Origin of the sequence: Nostoc sp. (assembly GCF_036917815.1) — a bacterium.
Taxonomy (GTDB): domain Bacteria; phylum Cyanobacteriota; class Cyanobacteriia; order Cyanobacteriales; family Nostocaceae; genus Nostoc.
Genome location: NZ_JBALEK010000102.1, coordinates 61,286 through 82,949, shown reverse-complemented (window position 1 = coordinate 82,949; position 21,664 = coordinate 61,286). Strand labels below are relative to the sequence as shown.

Here is a 21,664-nt window from a genome sequence, read left to right as displayed (position 1 = left end):
AAGTTGAATGTGTCGCAGCAGTGTTTAAGCAAGAGTGCATCTAGTTCTGGAAAGTCAAATGGCTATACAAATCAAGGACTTCAAAGAAATTGACCATAACTTCACAGTTGTTAATCTTCTGCATCAAAGAAGCTTGACGCAGCCAGATACAATTGCTTTCACCTTCCTTGAAGATGGAGAAACCCAACAATCAACACTGACTTATCAACAACTCCATCGGCGCTCTTGTGCGATCGCATCTCAACTCCAAGCTTTAAACTTAAATGGAGAACGAGCCTTATTACTTTATCCACCTGGACTAGATTACTTAACTGCTTTTTTTGGTTGTCTATACGCTGGAGTTGTTGCAGTTCCGGCTTATCCACCTCGCAATCAACGCAAAATACCCAGAATAAGCGCTATTACTACAGATGCACAACCTAGCATTGCTCTGACCACAACAGCGATGCTCCCCACATTACAATCGATATTTGCACAAGGAACAAACCTAGAAAGTCTCAAGTGGTTGACTACAGACGATATAGCGCCAGGTGTAGAAGATGCTTGGCAACCAGCTAAAATCAATCCAGATACCTTAGCTTTTTTGCAATATACATCTGGTTCTACAGGGACACCAAAGGGAGTCATGCTCAGTCACGGCAATTTGCTCCACAACGCCGCCATGACTTACCAAATTATGGAACATTCTCCTAATAGTAAATTTGTTTCTTGGCTACCGGTTTATCATGATATGGGGCTGATTGGTGGCATTTTACAACCTTTGTATGGGGGATTTCCTTGCATCTTCATGTCCCCAACTGCTTTTTTACAACGACCTTATCGCTGGTTGCAGGCAATTTCTCGCTACAGAGGTACTACTAGCGGTAGTCCTAACTTTGCTTATGAATTGTGTATTCAAAAGATTACCCCTGAGCAAAAAGAAACCCTTGATTTAAGTAGTTGGAGTGTTGCATTTAATGGGGCTGAACCCATTCGGCAGGATACACTAGAACGGTTTGCAGAGGCTTTTGCAGAGTGTGGCTTTCGCCCGGAAGCATTTTACCCCTGTTATGGGATGGCGGAAGCAACCCTAATGATTTCTGGCGGGAGCAAGAAAGCTGTACCTCCTTGCAAAACAGTTGTCAAATCTGCACTTTCCAGAAACCGGGTTGTTGAAGCAAATACTGATAGTGAAGATATTCAAAGTTTTGTCAGTTGTGGTCAAATTTTACCACAACAACAAATTGCGATCGCCAACCCAGAGACTTTTACCCGTTGTCAACCTGACGAAGTTGGAGAAATTTGGGTATCAGGTTCTAGTGTTGGGCAAGGTTATTGGCATCGCCAACAAGAGACAGAGCAAATATTTCACGCCTATCTTCAAGACACAGAAGTTAGTACAGCATCAGGGCCATTTTTACGTACTGGTGACTTAGGCTTTTTGCACAATGGAGAACTCTTCATTACAGGTAGAGCCAAAGATTTAATTATCATCAGAGGTCGTAATCTCTACCCACAAGACATCGAACTAATTACAGAATGCAGTCATTCATCATTGCGTTTAGGTAGCTGTGCAGCTTTTGCGGTAGAAGTTGCTCATGAAGAACGGCTAGTAGTGGTGCAGGAATTAGAGTTTCGTGCCAAACCGAATTTTGAAGAAGTTACTACAGCAATTCGTCAGGCGGTTGCAGAAATACATGAGGTGCAAGTATATGCAGTAATCTTAATCAAACCAGGTAGTATTCCCAAAACTTCTAGCGGCAAAATTCAACGCCGTGCAACAAAAGCTAATTTTTTGGCAAACAAGCTAGAAGTTATCAGCCAGAGTATCCTGGATAGTGCAGATGACTTTGAGAATGAGACGAATCTGAGCCGCGAAGCAATTATGGCAACAGCACCAGAAGCACGCCTACCATTGCTGATATCTTACTTACAAAAACAAATTGCTCAGATACTAAAAGTTGCAATTTCCCAAGTTAAACCAGAACAACCACTAAATACCTTGGGACTCGATTCCTTAATAGTCTTCGATGTGAAAAATCGAATTCAGGTAGACTTTGGGGTAACAATATCCATCGAAGATTTTTTCCATGATGCTAGTGTCCTTCTGCTAGCAATGCAAATTCTTTCTCAATTAACAACTACAAAACCCTCAGAACCACCACTAAAGCCTATTCCTCGCAATCAAGAACTACCCCTATGTCTTTCTCAAGAGCGCTTGTGGTTTCTTAACGAATTAGAACCTGATAACCCCTTCTACAATGTTCCCATTGCAGTACGTTTAACTGGGAAGCTTCATCAGGAAACATTAGAACAAAGTCTGAACGAAGTCGTGGAGCGTCACGAAGCCTTGCGAACTAGCTTTTTAGCTATCAAAGGGCGACCGGTTCAGGTGATTGCTCCAAATGTGAAGTTGACACTACCAGTTTTGGAATTACCAGAAGCAACCCTGGCTGAGGCTTTGCGCGTCGCCACGGAGTTTGCTCAAAAATCCTTTGATTTATCAGAGTCGCCACTGCTGCGAGTTCAACTTCTCTATTTGAAACCAGAGGAGCATATATTACTCTTTACCATGCACCACATTATTGCAGATGGTTGGTCTATTGGTATTCTGATTCAAGAACTAGCAGCGATTTACCAAGCCATTTCTCATGGTTTACCTTCACCACTTTCTAAACTTCCCATCCAGTACGCAGATTTTGCTGATTGGCAGAGAAAATGGCTCCAAGGAGAGATTCTTCATACCCAACTTGATTACTGGAAACAGCAGTTGAGTGGTAATCTATCAGTACTGCAACTGACTACAGACAGACCAAGACCAGGGATACAAACCTTCACTGGTAAAAAGCAATTTCTAGCCTTTCCCAAAGCTTTAAGTGAGGCAGTAAAAGAATTAAATCAGCGAGAGGGTGTCACTCAGTTTATGACACTCATTGCAGTATTTAAAACGTTGTTGTACTGTTATACAAACCAACAGGAAATCTTAGTTGGTTCGCCTGTTGCAGGTCGTACCAGATCAGAAACTCAAGGGCTAATAGGGTTTTTTATCAATACCCTCGTGCTGCGTACCAATCTATCGGGTAATCCGAGTTTTCGGGCGTTGTTAGCGCGGGTACGCGAAGTGGCTTTAGGTGCTTATGCTCATCAAGAATTACCCTTTGAAAAGTTAGTGGAAGAATTACACCCGGAGCGGGATTTAAGCCACAATCCATTGTTTCAAGTGATGTTTATTCTGCAAAATGCTCCCATTCCATCTATAGAACTTCCAGAACTAACTCTGCATCCTCTAGAGGTTGATAGCGGCACATCTAAGTTTGATTTAAAATTCAGCATTTGGGAAAGTTCAGAAGGCTTTAACGGCTCATTAGAGTACAAAACAGAGTTGTTTGATCACAAGACTATTGCGAGAATGATTAAAGATTTTGAAATCCTGCTACGCAATGTTGTTGAACAACCAGAAATTAGACTGAATGAGTTAGCTGAAATCCTTGTTGCTTCTGAGAAAGAGCAACAGCAAATTAAAGAGAAAGAAATGGAATACACTTCGTTGGAAAAACTGAAGCTAACTAAGCGTAAATCTATTTATAGAGCATAATAATGCCAAGAGACTCATTTAAATATATGGGAGTACATCAATGAACTTAGTCCAGTTGCTCAATAATTTAGTAAACAACTTCAAAGAAGTAATTTATCGCAAGGATTTAATAAAATTGTCATCTCTATATAACGATGTTAAATGGAGTGATAATCATCGATTTGCTCAACATTATCAAAAGCATTTTGCTCCGTTAAGGCTGAAAAAACTAAAGATACTTGAGATTGGTATAGGGGGTTATGATGATCCTAAAGCTGGAGGCGATTCTTTAAGAATGTGGAGAAGCTATTTTCCAAACAGTATGATTTACGGTATTGATATCGTAGATAAAAAATCATTAGAGTCAAACTCTATTCAAATATTTCAAGGTAGTCAAGAGGATAAAAATTTCTTAGAAAAAATTATAGCTGAAACAGGAAAAATGGATATTATAATTGTTGACGGTAGCTCAGTAAATGAGCATCGGGTCAAAACATTTAATATTCTGTTTCCTTTGCTGAATGATGCTGGTATTTATGCGGAAGAAAATACTCATATATCTTATTGGCCAAGCCTGGGAGAAAAATGGTCAAGCTTAAGTGAAAAAAGTGTTTTTCTATCCAATCATGTGAACGTTGGTGGCAGCATTGATTTAAACGCATCTCACACCATAATGGCTATGTACAAAAGATTAACTGATGGCTTAAACTATCAAGAGTTTTTGAACCCTGGGTACTCTCCGTCCTATCTTGATAAACATATTGTTGCTATACACTTTTACCATAACCTAGTTATTACTTATAAAGGAAATAATAACGAAGGTAGCAACATTATTGAGAATAATACATTACAACCGTCCGTTTTAGAAATACTTGGTGTAAGTTCACTAGAAGAGCTAGGTATAAAATTCCCTGAAGTTGATTTACCAAGTAGGCAAGTAATGGATTTAACTACCAATATTGAAAACAAATAGTAATGGGTAAATAATAAGAACTATAAAAGACAAATTATGGAAATTTCAGAGTCCCCAAAACTTAGCTTCAATGAGTTACGGATGATTAAACGGCAAGGTGTCAATGTTTCTGCAGCCAAATTGATTAAAGCAGTACCTTTAGTGACAGGAAATTCACTTCCTTTGCTTATCGAACCCACTGTAGATGTAGTGAATTTAGTTGCTTGGGCAGCGAGTAATCGGGAGTTGATTACAAATTATCTATTTAAGCATGGAGGAATCCTGTTTCGGAATTTTCAGGTGAAGAACTACTTGGAGTTTGAGCAGTTTATCAAAAGCGTGACTGGGGAGTTGCTGGAATATCGCGATCGCTCTTCACCACGCAGTCCAATCCAAGGTAATATTTATACTTCAACTGACTATCCTGCTAACTCCAGTATTTTTCTGCACAGCGAACTTTCTTACGCCAAAACCTGGCCTTTAAAGATTTTCTTTTTTTGTATTCAGCCTGCACAACAAGGAGGAGAAACACCAATTGCAGACACTCGCAAATTGTGGCAACGGATTGATGGTAAGATTTGCGATCGCTTCAAACAAAAAGGAGTCATGTACGTCCGTAACTTTGGCGACGGCTTTGGCTTACCTTGGCAAACAGTTTTTCAAACAACCAATCCATCTGAGGTAGAAGCATTTTGTCGTAGCAATGGCATTGAGTTCGAGTGGAAAGAGGGTAATCGCTTGAGAACCCGTCAAGTTCGTCAGGCGGTTGCTACACACCCACAAACAAATGAAATACTGTGGTTTAATCACGCTGCCTTCTTTCATGTCTCAACTTTGGAACCAAGCATCCGCGAAGCATTATTAGCAGAGTTTTCAGAAGCAGATTTGCCCCATAATACTTATTACGGTGATGGTTCAGCGATTGAACCTGCCGTGCTAGATGAAATTCGCTCTGCTTACCAACAAGAAATGGTTATTTTTCCCTGGCAAGCTGGAGATATTTTAATGCTCGATAATATGCTCACAGCACATGGACGGATGCCATTTCTGGGAGCGCGAAAAGTCGTAGTGGGAATGGCAGAACAATTTAGTAATTAAGATATTTAGTGCCAAGTACGGAGAATCAAAATGCTAGAGGAAATGCAAGGTTTTCGACTCTCACCCCAGCAAAAACATCTGTGGCAATTGCAAGAAATTGATAACCTTCCTTATCGTTCTCAGTGTGCTGTTTTGATTGAGGGAGATTTAGATGTCAATATCTTGAAATTAGTCTTAGAAAAAGTTGTCAATCGCCATGAAATCCTCCGTACCAACTTTCATTCTTTGCCTGGAATGACTATCCCATTGCAGGTAATTGGGAAGCAGAAGATCAATTTGGATAAGACTTATGATTTGAGCAGTTTGACACCTCAAGAGCAAGAAGACTCACTGACAGCATTATTTCATCAAGTCAGTCAACAGCCTTTTGATTTAGTACAGGGTTCTCCTTTACAACTATCTTTAGTGACTTTATCGGCATCCAAGTATGTATTAATTGTGAGCTTACCAGCCCTTTGTGCAGATATTGCGACATTGAAAATTTTGGTGCAAGAAATTAGTCAGTCTTATGCAGCCTGGTTACAGGGTGAAGAACTAGAGAACGAACCATTGCAATATGCAGACCTGGCTGAATGGCAAAATGAATTGTTGGAAGGAGCAGAGACAGAAGCCGGTAGAGACTATTGGCTAAAACAGGATATTTGGTTGAATTTGCAAGGATTAAAACTTCCTTTTGAAAAAAAGTCTGCTGAGGAATTAGTATTTAAACCGCAAACACAAAGTTTTGCGATCGCTCCTGAATTAATCAAACAAATTGACATCCTAACTCAACATGAGAATACTTCAACGCTTGAGTTTTTATTGGCTTGTTGGCAGGTGTTAGTTTGGCGTTTAACTAAGCAAGAAAATCTCACAATAGGCATGGCTTTCACCGGGAGAAAATATCAAGAATTAGAGACAGCTATCGGGCTATGTGCTAAAAATTTACCGTTACATATTCAGATAAAATCAACATCTAAAATCAAAGAAATTATATATAGAAATAATGAACTTATTCAGCAATTAGATAAATTACAAGATTATTTTAATTGGGAACAGATAGCAGGATTAATACCAAATACATTACGCTTCTTCCCGCTTTGTTTTGATTTTCAGTCACAGCCAGCTAAGTATATAGCTGCTGATGTATCATTGACAATTTATCAACAGTATGCATATATTGAGCGGTTCACACTAAAACTTTCTTGTCTGCGTCAAAATGACAAATTAACAGCAGCATTGCACTACGACTCCAACGTATTCCAGACAGAAGACATTAAACGTTTGATAGAGCAATTTCAGACTTTGTTGGCTAGCGCGATCGCGAATCCAGATGCGACAATCAGTGAGTTGGAAATTCTCAGTCAAATTGAGAGACAACAATTGCTATACGAGGTGAATAATAATCAGCGCAATTATCCCCAAACTAAGTGTATTCACCAACTATTTGAAGAACAGGCACAAAAAACACCTGATAACATTGCCGTTGTCTTTGAAGACGATCAACTAACCTATGCACAGTTGAACAGCAAAGTCAATCAACTAGCTCACTACTTGCAGCAACGAGGAGTTAAGGCAGAAGTTGTAGTTGGACTTTGCACAGAGCGATCGCTAGAAATGATGATTGGATTATTAGGAATCCTCAAAGCTGGTGGCGCATACTTACCGCTAGATCCAACTTTGCCACAGGGAAGTCTCAACTTACGCTTGCAAAATATCCAAGTAGATATCATCTTGACACAACAGCGGTGGCTAGATATCTTGCCAACAGATGCAGCCAAGGTAATCTGTTTAGATACAGATTGGGAAGTTATTGGTCAAAACCAAGATGAAAATCCCAGCAGTGTTGTGACACCTGAGAATCTAGTTTATGTACTGTTCACCTCTGGTTCTACAGGTAAACCCAAGGGAGTTGCGATCGCACATCAACAACTTCTTAATTACGTCAATGCCATTATAGATAGGTTAAACCTGCCAGCCGGTATCAACTTCGCCACTGTTTCCACCTTGGCTGCCGACTTGGGTAACACCGTTATCTTTCCTGCTCTTTGTACAGGAGGATGTCTGCATTTAATATCATATCAGCGTGCTACTGACTCAGCAGCCTTGGCAGAATACTGTCGCCAACATCCAATCGATTGTCTTAAAATTGTTCCCTCTCACCTAGCCTCGCTTTTGACATCTTCTTCGGCTAAGTTAATCTTGCCCCGTCAGCAATTGATCCTGGGTGGTGAGGTTGCTAGTTGGCAGTTGATTGAGCAAATTCAGCACCATACCCCAGATTGTCTAATCTTCAATCATTATGGGCCGACAGAAGCTTGTGTAGGTGTGTGTACCCTAGAGATTGTGCCTGGGCAAGTGGAGCGTTATTTGGCAGCAACAGTCCCCCTGGGTCGCTCAATTGCTAACACCCAAGTATATATCTTAGAAGAAAACTACAAACTAGCTCCCATAGGAGTTAAGGGCGAAATCTATATCGGTGGTGCGGGTCTGGCTCGATGCTATCTCAATCAGCCAGACCAAACAGCTTTGAAGTTTATTCCCCATCCCTACAGCAACTTACCGGGAGAGCGACTTTACAAAACTGGTGACTTAGGTCGTTATTTGCCAAACGGCACAATTGAATTTCTTGGTCGCATCGACAACCAAGTGAAAATTCGCGGCTTCCGTATAGAACTCGGCGAAATTGAAGCAGTACTTTGTCAACATCCATCTGTGCGGGAAGCGGTGGTTGTAGCACGAGAAAATCAATCAGGCGATCGCCGTTTAGTTGCCTATGTGGTGCCTGATGTAGAAACAGTTTCCCAAGATCCAAAATTGGGTGATTTACGTAGCTTTCTACAAGAAAGATTACCTGATTATATGCTGCCCTCTGCCTTTGTGATGCTGAAAGCTTTACCACTGACACCCAATGGGAAGGTAAACCGCAATTCTTTACCAGCACCAGAGCAAGTACAACAAGAATTAGAACAACCTTTTGTCGCTCCTCGCAACCCAATTGAGCAGGTCTTAGCTGACATTTGGGCAGAGTGCCTTGATGTGGAGAGGGTAGGCATCCACGATAACTTTTTTGATTTGGGTGGTCACTCATTGCTGGCTACGCAAGTCATCTACAAAATGCGTGAAGCATTCCAAATAAATTTACCTCTGCGGAGTTTATTTGATGCACCCACAGTTGCGGGAATGGCAGAACGCATTGAAAAGACGAAGGATAAAATCGACTGTACGCTAGGATTGTCAATTGTCCCCAATCGCCACGAGCGTTACCAACCTTTCCCCCTCACAGACATTCAACAAGCTTACTGGATCGGTCGCAATGTGGCTTTTGAGTTGAGCAATGTGGCAACTCATTCATATAGAGAAATAGAATGTTTTAATTTAGATATAGAAAGATTTACCAAAGCTTGGCAGCGCCTGATTGAGCGTCACGATATGCTGCGGGCAATTGTGCAACCTGATGGGCAACAGCGAATCTTACCGCAGGTGCCTTGTTATGAAATCAAAGTTTTGGACTTGCGGGGAAAAAGTTTGGAAATAGTCGCTTCTAGGTTAGCGGAAATTTGCGATCGCATGTCTCATCAAGTCCTACCTGCCGATCAGTGGCCACTTTTTGAAATTTGCGCTACTTTGCTAACTGATCACAAATTCAGGTTACACATCAGTTTTGATTTATTAATTGGTGATGCTTGGAGTTACCAAATTATTGGTCGGGAACTTGCCGAACTGATGCAAAACCCAGACAGCCTGACAACTGCTATTGAACTTTCATTTCGGGACTATGTATTAGCTGAAGTTGCATTGCGAGATTCCCAACTTTACAGCCGCTCATTAGAGTATTGGCAAAACCGTCTTGCTACATTCCCACCATCCCCTGAACTACCTTTAGAAAAAAACTTAGTTGCAGTAACAAACCCTCGTTTCCAACGCCGGACAGGAAAATTAGAGCCAGAAACATGGCAGCAGTTGCAGAGGAAGGCAAATCAAGCAGGTGTTACGCCTTCAGGGATTTTGCTAGCTGCTTATGCAGAAATTCTGACAGTTTGGAGTAAAAGCCCACGATTTACAATCAATTTGACGCTTTTTAATCGTCTGCCTTTGCATCCCCAAATCAATCAGGTCGTGGGAGATTTTACATCCTTGAATTTACTGGCGATCAACAATTCAGCACAGGACTCCTTTGCAGTTCGAGCTAAACATATCCAACAACAACTATGGGATGATTTAGACCACCGTTATGTTAGCGGTGTGAGAGTTCTGCGAGAATTAGCCCAGATCCAGGAGCGAAATTTAGGGGCATTGATGCCTGTTGTCTTTACCAGTACTTTGTCCCAGGACTCACAAGATTTATCTTCTCCGCTTGATTGGCTGGGAGAAACTGTTTACGGTAGCAGTCAAACACCTCAAGTTTATCTAGACCATGTGGTTTCCGAAGCAGCAGGTGGCTTAGTATTTTACTGGAATGCTGTGGAAGAACTTTTCCCGGTGGGACTTTTGGATAAGATGTTTGCAGCTTACTGCCATTTACTGGAGCGTCTGGCAAATGAAGATGAAATCTGGCAAACTCATACAAGACAACTGCTGCCAGCATCACAGGTAGAACAAATAGCAACCATCAATGCTACTGAAACACCAATTTTAGAAACCTATAGAGAGCAATTTGGCCACACGCCCCTACTCCATACCTTGTTTTTTGACCAAGTGGCTTTACACAAAGATAAAGTCGCCGTTATTAGCAACGATCGCACATTAACTTATCAAGAATTAGGCGATCGCTCTTTACAACTAGGACATCAACTGCATCAGGTGGGAACTCGTCCCAACCAGATCATCGCAATAGTTATGGAGAAAGGATGGGAACAAATTGTCGCCACCTTGGGCATTCTTGCCTGTGGTGCTGCCTACGTACCAATCGATCCTGGACTTCCTGCACAACGCCGTTGGCATCTACTCCAAGAAGCAGAAGTTCAGGTAATTATCACCCAATCGTGGCTTGACTCTGCTTTGGAATGGCCAGATGCGATCGCCCGCATCTGTGCAGATACGTTAGAACTTTCTGCCTCTTTGTCCCAACCCCTCTTTGATTTATCCCCAACCTCATTAGCCTACATCATCTACACGTCTGGCTCCACGGGAATGCCAAAAGGGGTGATGATTGACCATCAAGGCGCTGTTAATACCATCCTCGACATTAACCAGCGTTTTCATGCCCAATCAACAGACCGAGTTATTGCCCTATCATCTCTAAGCTTTGACCTGTCTGTATATGATATCTTTGGTATCTTAGCTGCTGGCGGAACGATTGTTATTCCTGATGCCGATGCCGCTCGTAACCCGGAACACTGGGTAGAATTGCTAGTTAAACACCAAGTTACTATCTGGAACTCTGTACCAGCTTTAATGCAGATGTTATTAGAGTATGCAGATGGTCAAAAAGAAGTTCTCCCTACTTCCTTACGCTTGGTGTTGCTAAGTGGAGATTGGTTGCCACTGACTTTACCAAAACAAATCCGGGCAATTTGGGAGAACGCGCAAGTATTAAGTTTGGGTGGTGCTACAGAAGCTTCAATATGGTCGATTTTCTACCCAATTATATCTGTTAACCCGACCTGGAAAAGCATCCCCTACGGTCGCCCAATGGCCAATCAGCGCTTTTATGTACTCAATGAAGTGCTAGATCAATGTCCTGTATGGGTTGCTGGACAACTTTATATTGGTGGTATTGGACTAGCTCAGGGTTATTGGAAAAGTCCAGAAAAGACCAATGCCAGTTTTATCATTCATCCTCAAACACAAGAGCGATTGTATAAAACTGGTGATTTAGGGCGATATTTACCCGATGGCAATATTGAGTTTTTAGGACGCGACGATTTCCAAGTGAAAGTCAATGGCTATCGCATTGAACTGGCTGAAATTGAAGTTGTCTTGCAACAACATCCAACGATTAAAGAAGTAGTAGTCAACGCTTTCGGAGAGTCAGGACAAAATAAGCAATTGATAGCTTATATTGTTCTCGACCAGACTAAATCTCCTGTCAACCTACATTCAACCTTACAAAACTTCTTGCATCAGAAGCTACCAGATTACATGGTGCCTTCTATATATATACCCTTAAATGCCTTACCTCTGACATCTAATGGTAAAGTAAACCGTCGTTCTCTGCCTGTACCAGAAAATCTTCGTCCCCAGATACATACCGTTGAGGTAAAGCCTATAACTGAGGTTGAGCGATTAATTGCCAATCTTTGGCAAGATTTGCTTGGAGTTGGACAAGTGAGTATTTACGATAACTTCTTTGAATTGGGTGGTAATTCTCTCACGGCAACACAACTAGCAACTCGCATCCGCAACAAGTTTGGTGTAGAGTTATCCTTAGTGGAAGTGTTCACATCTCCTACGCTCAAAAATTTATCTGAGACTTTGGAAGCAAATCTTGTTTCTAAAGCATCTGAAAAAGTACGTGTTATCTCTGTGCGATCGCAGTCCAATTTCCTGCCCCTATCCTTTGCACAGCAGCGTCTTTGGTTCCTCGAACAGTTACAACCTGGTAGTGTTATCTACAACTTATCGACAGCAGTGCAGTTGACTGGTAGCCTGAATGTAATCGCCTTAGAGCAAAGCGTTAATGAAATTATCAAGCGTCATGAAATATTGCGAACCACCTTTAGCAAACTGAATGGGGAAACAGTTCAACAAATTCATGACAAATACGATTTGAAATTGGCCATCGCAGATTTAACAACAATCCAAAATTCAGCTTCAGAAATCATCCAAAATCTTATCCTTGAAGAGCAGCAAAAACCATTCGATTTAAGTAATGGCCCGTTATTACGAGCTAGCTTACTCAAATTGGCGGCAACCGAACATATCTTGTTGTTCACGATGCACCACATCGTTTCTGATGGTTGGTCAACGGGTGTAATTACCCAAGAAATCGTACCTTTGTATACAGCTTTTGCTACTGGAGAGGCTGCCACACTCCCGGATTTACCTATTCAGTATGCAGATTTTGCTGTATGGCAAAGACAGTGGTTACAAGGAGAGGTACTAGAAACTCAACTCGCCTATTGGAAGCAACAATTAGGCAACAACCTCACTGTAATGCAGTTATCAGATCGTCCACGTGCAGACATTAAAACCCGTCGGGGTGGTTCTCAAACTTTTGTAATTCCTTCTCAAGAGTCCTTAGCACTGCAAACCCTCTCACGCCAGCAGGGTGTCACCTTATTTATGACCTTGCTAGCAGGATTTCAGGTATTGCTACAACGTTACACAAATCAAGATGACATCGTAATTGGTACTGATGTTGCTAACCGTAACTTAGCTGAAACTGAGTTATTGATTGGCTTTTTTGTGAATCTGCTTGTCTTACGCACCGACTTGAGTGGAAATCCCAGTTTTCGGGAGTTGCTTGGGCGAGTGCGTCAAGTAGCATTAGGAGCTTATGCTCATCAAGACTTGCCTTTTGAGGAATTAGTAAAAGCTCTACAGCCTAAGCGGAATTTAAACAACACTCCGCCACTATTTCAGGTATTATTTGTTCTCCAAAATGCGCCCATGCCACCTTTAGAATTACCAGGGCTAACCTTAAGTTTGTTGGAAATTGAACACAAAGTGGCTAGATTTGATTTAGCACTATTTCTGACTGAAACAGAGCAAGGAATTTCAGGTAAGTGGCAATACAACTCTGACTTATTTGATGCTACTATTATTACTCGCATGACTGGTCACTTCCAGACACTTATTAGCAGTATAATTTCACAACCCGATGCTCGAATTGGTAGCTTAGAAATGCTTACCGAAGCTGAAAGAAAACAACAAGCTATCCAAAAAAAAGAACGCAGAGCCTTTAATCAGAAAAAGTTGCTCGGCATTACTCCTAAAGCTGTTAACTTGTTACCAGAAAGATTGGTAAAAACTAATTATCTCCAACCTGGGCAAACATTTCCCCTCGTAATTCAGCCAGCTACAGACGATATTGATTTAGTCGTTTGGGCTAAAACTAACCAGGAATTTATACAGACAGAATTATTAAAGTATGGGGCAATATTGTTTCGAGATTTCAATGTAGATTCAGTATCAGAATTTGAAAGTTTTGCTCAAACGATTTCTCCAAACTTGTTTGCTGATTATGGTGATTTACCTCGGACTGGAGAAGGTGGTAAAGTTTATGGTTCTACCCCTTATCCATCTGATAAAGCAATCCTTTTTCATAATGAAAGCTCTCATTTACACCAGTGGCCTCTGAAAATTTGGTTTTTCTGTGTGCAACCAGCACAACAAGGTGGAGAAACACCAATTATAGATTGTCGCCAAGCTTACAAAATCATCAATCCCAAGTTGCGAGAAAGATTAGATAGAAAACAATTAATGTATGTCCGTCACTACACCAATGGTCTGGATGTAAGCTGGCAAAATTTCTTTCGTACCGATGACAAATCTATCGTAGAAAATTATTTTCGTCAGACTAAAATTGATTTTGAATGGTATGATAATAATAGTCTAATTACGCGCCAAGTTCGTCCAGCGTTAGCAGTACATCCAAGAACGAGCGAACCTGTATTTTTTAATCAAATTCAGTTACACCATATAGCGTATCTAGATGCAGAAGTTCGGGAATCTTTATTGTCTACTTTTGGAGATAAAAAGCTACCACGTAATGTTTATTACGGAGATGGTACTCCGATAGAAGACTCAGCTATTGCAGAAATAAATGAAGTTTATCAGCAGTCTCAGACTAGCTTTACTTGGCAAAAAAACGATATTTTGATGTTAGATAATATGCTGACTGCTCACGGGCGAAATCCATATATAGGTGATCGCAAACTTGTTGTAGCAATGGCAGAAATGATTCAGAAATCAAAATTTTAGAAATAGAAATAAATTCCATTAACAAGGAGGGTAAATACTTGATATCTTCAAAAGAACGCAATACTAATCATGATGCGATCGCTTCCATCTACGACTTGAAAAGTCTACTAGAACGCCACGACATGGCGCTGGAGTGTATAGACAAATTAATCCTCAAAAATATTCCCGAAGGAGCGCATATTTTTGACCTGGGTTGTGGGACAGGACAAATTGCCCAACGGCTCCTAAAAAGAGGTTATCAAGTAACTGGGCTTGATAGCTCTGAAGGAATGCTTAATGTTGCTCGTGAGAATGCACCAGATGCTAAATTTATTCTAGATGATGTCCGCTTTTTTAAATTACCGCCAACTTTTCATGCAATTATTTCGACAGATGGTGTTTTGAATTATGTCCTCAGCACTGAAGAATTACACAATGCCTTACAAAATGTTTATAATGCTTTGTTGGGAAACGGTATTTTTGCCTTTGAATTGTATCTAAAAGAATTGTGTGAATCAAGTTGGAAAAATAGTGAGTCTGCTGGAGGTGTCAAAGATGATAATGTCTGGGTTGATATTTTAAGCTACGATATAGAAAATAAAATAGGTCGAAAAGACACTACCAGATTACAATTGATAAATGGCATCTGGGAACGTTCAGATAAAAGTTTTTACTTAAAACTGCATTCAGAAGCAGAGGTTAAATCGGCTCTGGAATATGCAGGATTTACAGAAATTAACATCTATGATATAAACCGTGATTTGGGAGTAGATAAAGCATCTGAAACTACCTGCTTCGTTTGTCGTAAACCGCTAAATAAGTAGGTATAAGCTAATCGGCATTTAAGTTGCATAAAAGCAGAGCTAGAGCCGCTTACTACAAGCAAATCATTCTGGAAAAATGAATGGCGATTAGCTTAACTCAGCGAGATAGTGTTTTCTTGGTAAGGAATAATGATAAATATATGCCAAATCAAATAATTCAGGGTTTTCGGCTTTCCCCTCAACAGAAGCGTATTTGGTCATTACAGCAACATAGTTCAGCTTATTTTGCTCAATGTGCCATTCTTATTGAAGGCAATCTCAAACAAGAAATATTAAAAGCTGCTTTACAACAAGTCATTATTCGACATGGAATTTTGCGTACAAATTTCCATTGTCTACCTGGAATGAAAATTCCTGTGATGGATGTAAAAAATAGCAGTATTCTATCGTGGGATAACATCAATCTTAGTCATTGTGAACCTAAAGAAATCTCAAGCAAAATTGTAGAGCTTTTCCAAGCAACATCCCTTACTTTTAACTTTGAGCAAGGGACACTGTTGCATATATCTCTACTGACGCTATCAGTAGAAAAGTATATTTTACTTATTAGTCTGCCTTCACTTTGTGCTGATGCTTGGACACTCAAGAATCTGGTAACTGAAATCAGCAATTCATATTCTGCCTGTTTAGAAGGTGAGAGAGTACCAGAAGAAGTTGTACAATATCTGCAATTCTCAGAATGGCAGAATCAATTACTCTTAGATGAGGATGCAGAAACAGCTAAAAAATACTGGCATAAGCAAAAGCTTTCTCCACTCGCTTCGTTGAAGTTACCTTTTGAAAGCCAGCCATTACAGCCATCAAAGTTTGAGGTAAACTGCTATGGATTAGATATTACCCCTGATGTGACAGCCAAAATTGCCAACTTAGCTCAAAAAGATGATACTTCCACTGCTATCATCTTACTAGGTTGCTGGCAAACACTGATTTGGCGACTGACAGGACAGCCAGATATCGTTATTGGGATGGCTAGCGATCGCAGAGACTATGAAGAATTATACAACTTATTAGGACTCGTTGCTACTTGGTTGCCAATTAACAGCCATTTGACACCAGATTTACGCTTTCAAGAAGTTGTAGAACTAGCCAATCAGACTATAGAAGCTAGTGCAGAATGGCAAGATTATTTTGTGCCGGAACCCATAGAAAATAACGATCAACTAGCTTTTTCTATCGGTTTTGAATTTGAGCAACTACCAGAAAAATTTGTTGCTGGCAATGTATCATTTTCTCTTGAGAAATATTACAGTTGTATTGAACAATTTAAAATAAAACTCACTTGTACTCAACGCGAGCATTATTTAACTACAGAGTTTTACTACGATATCAATTACTTTGCAGCCGATACTATTGAACGTATAGCCAGACAATTTCAAACTTTATTAACGAGTGTAACGGCTAATCCCCAAGAGAAAATTAGCCGATTAGAGATTCTGAACTTTAGCGATCGCCAACAATTACTAGTAGAATTTAACCAAACACATCTTGACAATTTACAAGACAAATGTATTCACAAACTATTTGAAGCCCAAGTACAAAAAACACCAAATAAAATTGCCGTTGTCTTTGAAGATCAGCAACTAACTTATGCACAGTTGAACAGCAAAGCCAATCAACTTGCTAATTATTTACAGCAACGCGGAGTTAAACCGGAAGTTTTAGTCGGACTTTGCACAGAGCGATCGCTCTTGATGATTATTGGACTTTTGGGCATCCTGAAAGCTGGTGGAGCCTATCTACCGCTAGATCCAACCTTACCCAAAGAAGGTTTTGCTAGCCGATTGCAGGATATGGAAATACCAGTGATCTTGACACAACAGCGATTAGTCGATAACCTGCCAACAGATGTAGGGCAAATAGTCTGCTTAGATACACATTGGGATATCATTGCCGATCGCCAAGATGAAAATCCCATCAGTGAAGTCACAACCCAGAATTTAGTTTATGTCTTGTTCACCTCCGGCTCTACTGGTAAACCGAAAGGAGTTGCGATCGAACACCGACAACTGCTGAATTACCTTCACGGAATTACACAGAGGTTAGACTTATCAACAACAACTAACTTCGCCACTGTTTCCACTTTAGCTGCTGACTTGGGTAACACTGGAATCTTTGCCGCTCTTTGTACTGGCGGATGTTTGCACATCTTATCTATCGAGTGTGCTACTGACTCAGCAACCTTAGCAAAATACTGCCGCACCCATCCCATCGACTGTCTTAAAATTGTCCCCTCCCACCTTGCCACTCTTCTTGCCTCTGCACCATCCGATTCCATCTTGCCCCGCCAGCAGCTAATTTTGGGTGGCGAAGCTGCAAGTTGGCAACTTATTGAACAGATTCGGCAGCAAGCGCCATCCAACTTAATTTTCAATCACTACGGCCCTACAGAAGCCACTGTGGGGGTTACTACCTTTGCAGTTGAGAATCAGCAAATTAGTACACAGACAGTACCCCTTGGTCGTCCACTTGCCAATACGCAGATTTATTTGCTGGATCAGCAACTGCAACCAGTACCCATTGGCGTAACTGGTGAACTGTACATCGGCGGTGCGGGATTAGCTAGGGGTTATCTGAATCGGCCTGATATAACGGCAGAAAAGTTTATTCCTAATCCTTTTGCAGAGATGGGTTCGCGTTTATACAAAACTGGTGACATCGCTCGTTACTTACCTGACGGCAATATTGAATTCATTGGGCGAGTTGATCATCAGGTAAAAATTAGGGGCTTCCGCATTGAACTTGGAGAAATTGAAAGCGTACTGTGTCAACATCTGCAAGTGCAACAGGCTGTAGTTTCTGTTCGAGAAGACAATGAGAACAAATCCTTAATAGCCTACGTTGTTCCTAAACAAACACTCAGTGTTAGCGAACTGCAAAGATTCCTCAGAGAGAAACTGCCAGAATACATGATGCCCTCAACTTTCGTCATATTGAAGGCTTTGCCATTAACATCTAATGGTAAAGTTAATCGTAATGCACTCCCAGAATCAAATAGCGATCGCCCAGAATTGGCAGCAACTTATGAACCACCACAAACTGAGGTAGAGCGAGCGATCGCTAATATCTGGCAACAGATGCTTCCTGTTGAGAAAGTGGGCATTCATGATAACTTCTTTGATATCGGTGGTCATTCATTACTGCTTGTTCAAGCTCACGCCAAACTCCGAGAAATTTTCTTCAACAATATATCTGTAATTAATTTATTTGAATATCCAACTATTAACTCCTTAGCTAAATATTTAACGCGAAAGCAGACTGAAATATCTTCTTTTGAAGAAAGCACTCAACGCGCCGAGAGCCGCACCGCTTCCAGGCAGTCAAGAGCGCAATCCCGGTAAAATTATTTGACGAAGTACTGAAACCAATGAAAAATGAAGACTTTAGTGAGAATCAAATAAGCGATTTAGATATAGCTATTATCGGTATGTCTGGACGCTTTCCTAAAGCTAGTAACTTGGACACATTTTGGCAGAATCTCAAAGATGGTTTGGAAGCAATTTCATTTTTTTCAGACCAAGAGCTAGAATCTATAGGGGTAGATGCAACTACACTGAATAACCCAAATTATGTCAAAGCAAATGCTGTATTGGAAGATATAGAACTATTTGATGCTGAATTCTTTGATTACTCTCCTAAAACAGCAGAAATAATAGACCCACAGCAGCGTCTATTTTTGGAAACAGCTTGGGAGGCTTTGGAAAGTGCTGGCTATGATTCTAAAACTTATCAAGGTCGAATTAGCGTTTATGGGAGTGCCAGTATTAGTAGTTACTTTTTATTCAATCTTTTTTCTAATACCGAATTAATAAACTTAGTTGGTCTTGACCAAATTAGACATCATAATCGTACAGATAATCTGACTACGCGAGTTGCTTATAAATTAGATTTAAAGGGTTCAGCTATCACTGTCCAAACTGGATGCTCTAGTTCATTAGTTGCGGTTCATTTAGCCTGCCAAAGCTTAATAGATCGTGAATGTGATTTAGTCTTAGCAGGTGGAGTTTCTATAACTAACTTAAAAAAGACTGGCTATGCTTATCAAGAGGGAGGAATTTTGTCTCCCGATGGACACTGCCGCGCCTTTGATGCCAAAGCACAAGGAACTGTTGGCGGTGATGGTGTCGGTATAGTCATTTTAAAACGATTAGCAGATGCGATCGCTAATGGAGATAATATTCATGCTGTAATTAAAGGTTCAGCCATTAATAATGATGGTTCTGCCAAAATTGGCTATACAGCTCCTAGTATCGATGGTCAAGCCAAGGTGATTGCTGAAGCTCTTGCCATCAGCAGAATTGAACCCGATATGGTCAGTTATGTAGAGGCTCATGGCACCGGCACAGTTTTAGGAGATCCCATTGAAATTGCCGCGTTAACTAAATCTTTTCGCGCCAGAACTCAGAAAAAGAATTTCTGCGCCATTGGTTCGGTAAAAACGAATATCGGCCACCTAGATACCGCATCTGGTGTGGCAGGTTTAATCAAGACTGTTCTTGCACTTAAACACAAGCAAATACCACCAAGTCTGCACTTTCAAGAGCCTAATCCCCAGATTGATTTTGCTAACAGTCCCTTTTACGTTAACGACAAGCTTTCAGAATGGAAATCAAACGGACATCCCAGGCGTGCAGGGGTTAGTTCCTTTGGTATTGGCGGCACTAATGCTCATATAATTTTAGAAGAAGCCCCGGTAGTGGAGCAGGGGGAGCAGGGGAGAAAACATCATCTGTTGGTTGTTTCTGCGAAAACGGAATCAGCATTAGAAGCAGCTACGCTAAATCTGGCTAATCACCTCAAACAGCATCCCGATTTAAACTTAGCTGATGTTGCTTACACTCTTAAAGTAGGTCGTCGAGCTTTTGATTATCGTCGGATGGTAGTTTGTCAAGATATTGATGATGCAATCAAAGTTTTAGAGACAAAAGACCCGCAACGAGTTTTCACGCACTATCAAGAACCAGCTGAACCAGAAGTTGTGTTTATGTTTCCCGGTCAAGGATCTCAGTATGTAAATATGGGTCGAGAATTGTACCAAACTGAGCCAATTTTCCGGGAACAAGTTGATTATTGCTGTGAACAACTCAAAGCTATTTTAGGGTTAGACTTACGTACTATTCTCTATCCCAGCCAAGAACAAACCCAATGGGCGACACAGCAGTTGACACAAACTTATATTACCCAGCCGGCATTGTTCGTAATTGAATATGCTTTAGCAGAGTTGTGGTTATCTAGGGGAGTACGTCCTAGTGCAATGATTGGTCACAGTATAGGAGAATATGTTGCCGCTTGTTTAGCTGGAGTATTTTCTTTAGCAGATGTATTGATGCTAGTTGCTACTCGTGGGCAACTGATGCAGCAACTACCTTCAGGCAAAATGCTGGCTGTAGCGCTACCCGAAAAAAAAGTTATGCAGATGCTAGGTGATAAACTTTCCTTAGCAGCAATTAACGCACCAGAGCGTTGTGTAGTTTCTGGCCCAAGCGCAGAGATTGAAGATTTGCAAAACCGCTTAACTGAGCAAGGGATTGATTGCCGTTCTCTGCATACCTCCCACGCCTTTCATTCTCAAATGATGGACTCTATTATTGAGCCGTTTACCAAATTCTTAGCCAAAGTCAATCTTAATCATCCAAAAATTCCTTTTTTATCTAATTTAACTGGCACTTGGATTACTCCAGAGGAGGCGACAGATAACAATTATTGGGCTAAACATCTGCGGTCATCAGTACGCTTTGCTGATGGTATTAGTGAATTGTGCAAACAGCCAAATCGGATTTTTTTAGAAGTTGGATCTGGTCATGCTTTAAGTACTTTAACTAAGCAAACAGTTCAGGAAAAGTTGGTACTTTGCTCTATAAGTCATCCTCATGAGCAACAATCTGATGTTGCATTCTTATTAAATACTCTAGGACATTTATGGCTGTATGGAATACAAGTGGATTGGTCAGGATTTTATGCCAATCAAAAACGTCACCGAATTCCTTTACCGACTTACCCTTTTGAACGAAAAAAATACTGGGTTGAGTCTGCTAAAGCTAATGAGTCAAATCGATTGAATGGAAAAAATTCTCCTAATCACCAAAAGTTAGACAATGAACAAATTAGTAGTCAGCCAAATTATCTGGGAGAGAAATCACAACATTTGTTTGTTGAATCTCAGCAAAATAATATCCTCCATCTAAGTAAAAAAAATGAACACCGGGATCATCCTGCCAAAAAAATAATAACTAGTCAAATCTCTATTATGTTTCAACAGCTAGAACTATTAGAAAAAGATATGTAGTTTCATATAACCCAATACAGTTCAGTTAAGCAATTTTTTCCTCCTCCTCCTCTCTCTGTGTCCTCTGCGCCTCTGCGGTACCCTGCGGGAAGCCGAATCGTCTACGTTAAAAAAATGACCTTGACTCA

The 21,664-nt window shown here is 40.7% G+C and carries 6 protein-coding genes and 1 pseudogene; all 7 read left to right on the top strand.

Annotated features, from left to right (window positions below; all coding sequences use genetic code 11):
- Nucleotides 1-58: 58 nt before the first annotated feature.
- The gene (locus tag V7K97_RS31460; RefSeq protein ID WP_334804901.1) at nt 59-3,574 is read left to right on the top strand and encodes a condensation domain-containing protein; all 3,516 of its coding nucleotides are present in this window, start codon (nt 59-61) and stop codon (nt 3,572-3,574) included.
- Between the two features lie 40 nt (nt 3,575-3,614).
- Nucleotides 3,615-4,526, top strand: coding sequence for a hypothetical protein (locus V7K97_RS31455; protein ID WP_334804900.1), 912 nt, complete (start codon nt 3,615-3,617; stop codon nt 4,524-4,526).
- Between the two features lie 36 nt (nt 4,527-4,562).
- Nucleotides 4,563-5,603 (top strand): TauD/TfdA family dioxygenase, encoded by a 1,041-nt coding sequence (locus V7K97_RS31450; protein ID WP_334804899.1) that lies wholly within the window; start codon nt 4,563-4,565, stop codon nt 5,601-5,603.
- Nucleotides 5,604-5,633: 30 nt separating this feature from the next.
- A complete protein-coding gene (locus tag V7K97_RS31445; protein ID WP_334804898.1) occupies nt 5,634-14,450 on the top strand; it encodes a non-ribosomal peptide synthetase in 8,817 nt (2,938 codons plus the stop codon).
- A 38-nt stretch (nt 14,451-14,488) separates the two neighbouring features.
- Complete coding sequence (locus tag V7K97_RS31440; RefSeq protein WP_334804897.1) at nt 14,489-15,253, top strand: class I SAM-dependent DNA methyltransferase; 765 nt, start codon at nt 14,489-14,491, stop codon at nt 15,251-15,253.
- An 80-nt stretch (nt 15,254-15,333) separates the two neighbouring features.
- Nucleotides 15,334-18,591: a non-ribosomal peptide synthetase gene (locus tag V7K97_RS31435; RefSeq protein WP_334804896.1), complete on the top strand. Its 3,258-nt coding sequence runs from the start codon at nt 15,334-15,336 to the stop codon at nt 18,589-18,591.
- 26 nt (nt 18,592-18,617) lie between these two features.
- Nucleotides 18,618-21,326 (top strand): annotated as a pseudogene (locus tag V7K97_RS31430) (type I polyketide synthase); the annotation flags it as partial.
- Nucleotides 21,327-21,664: the final 338 nt, after the last annotated feature.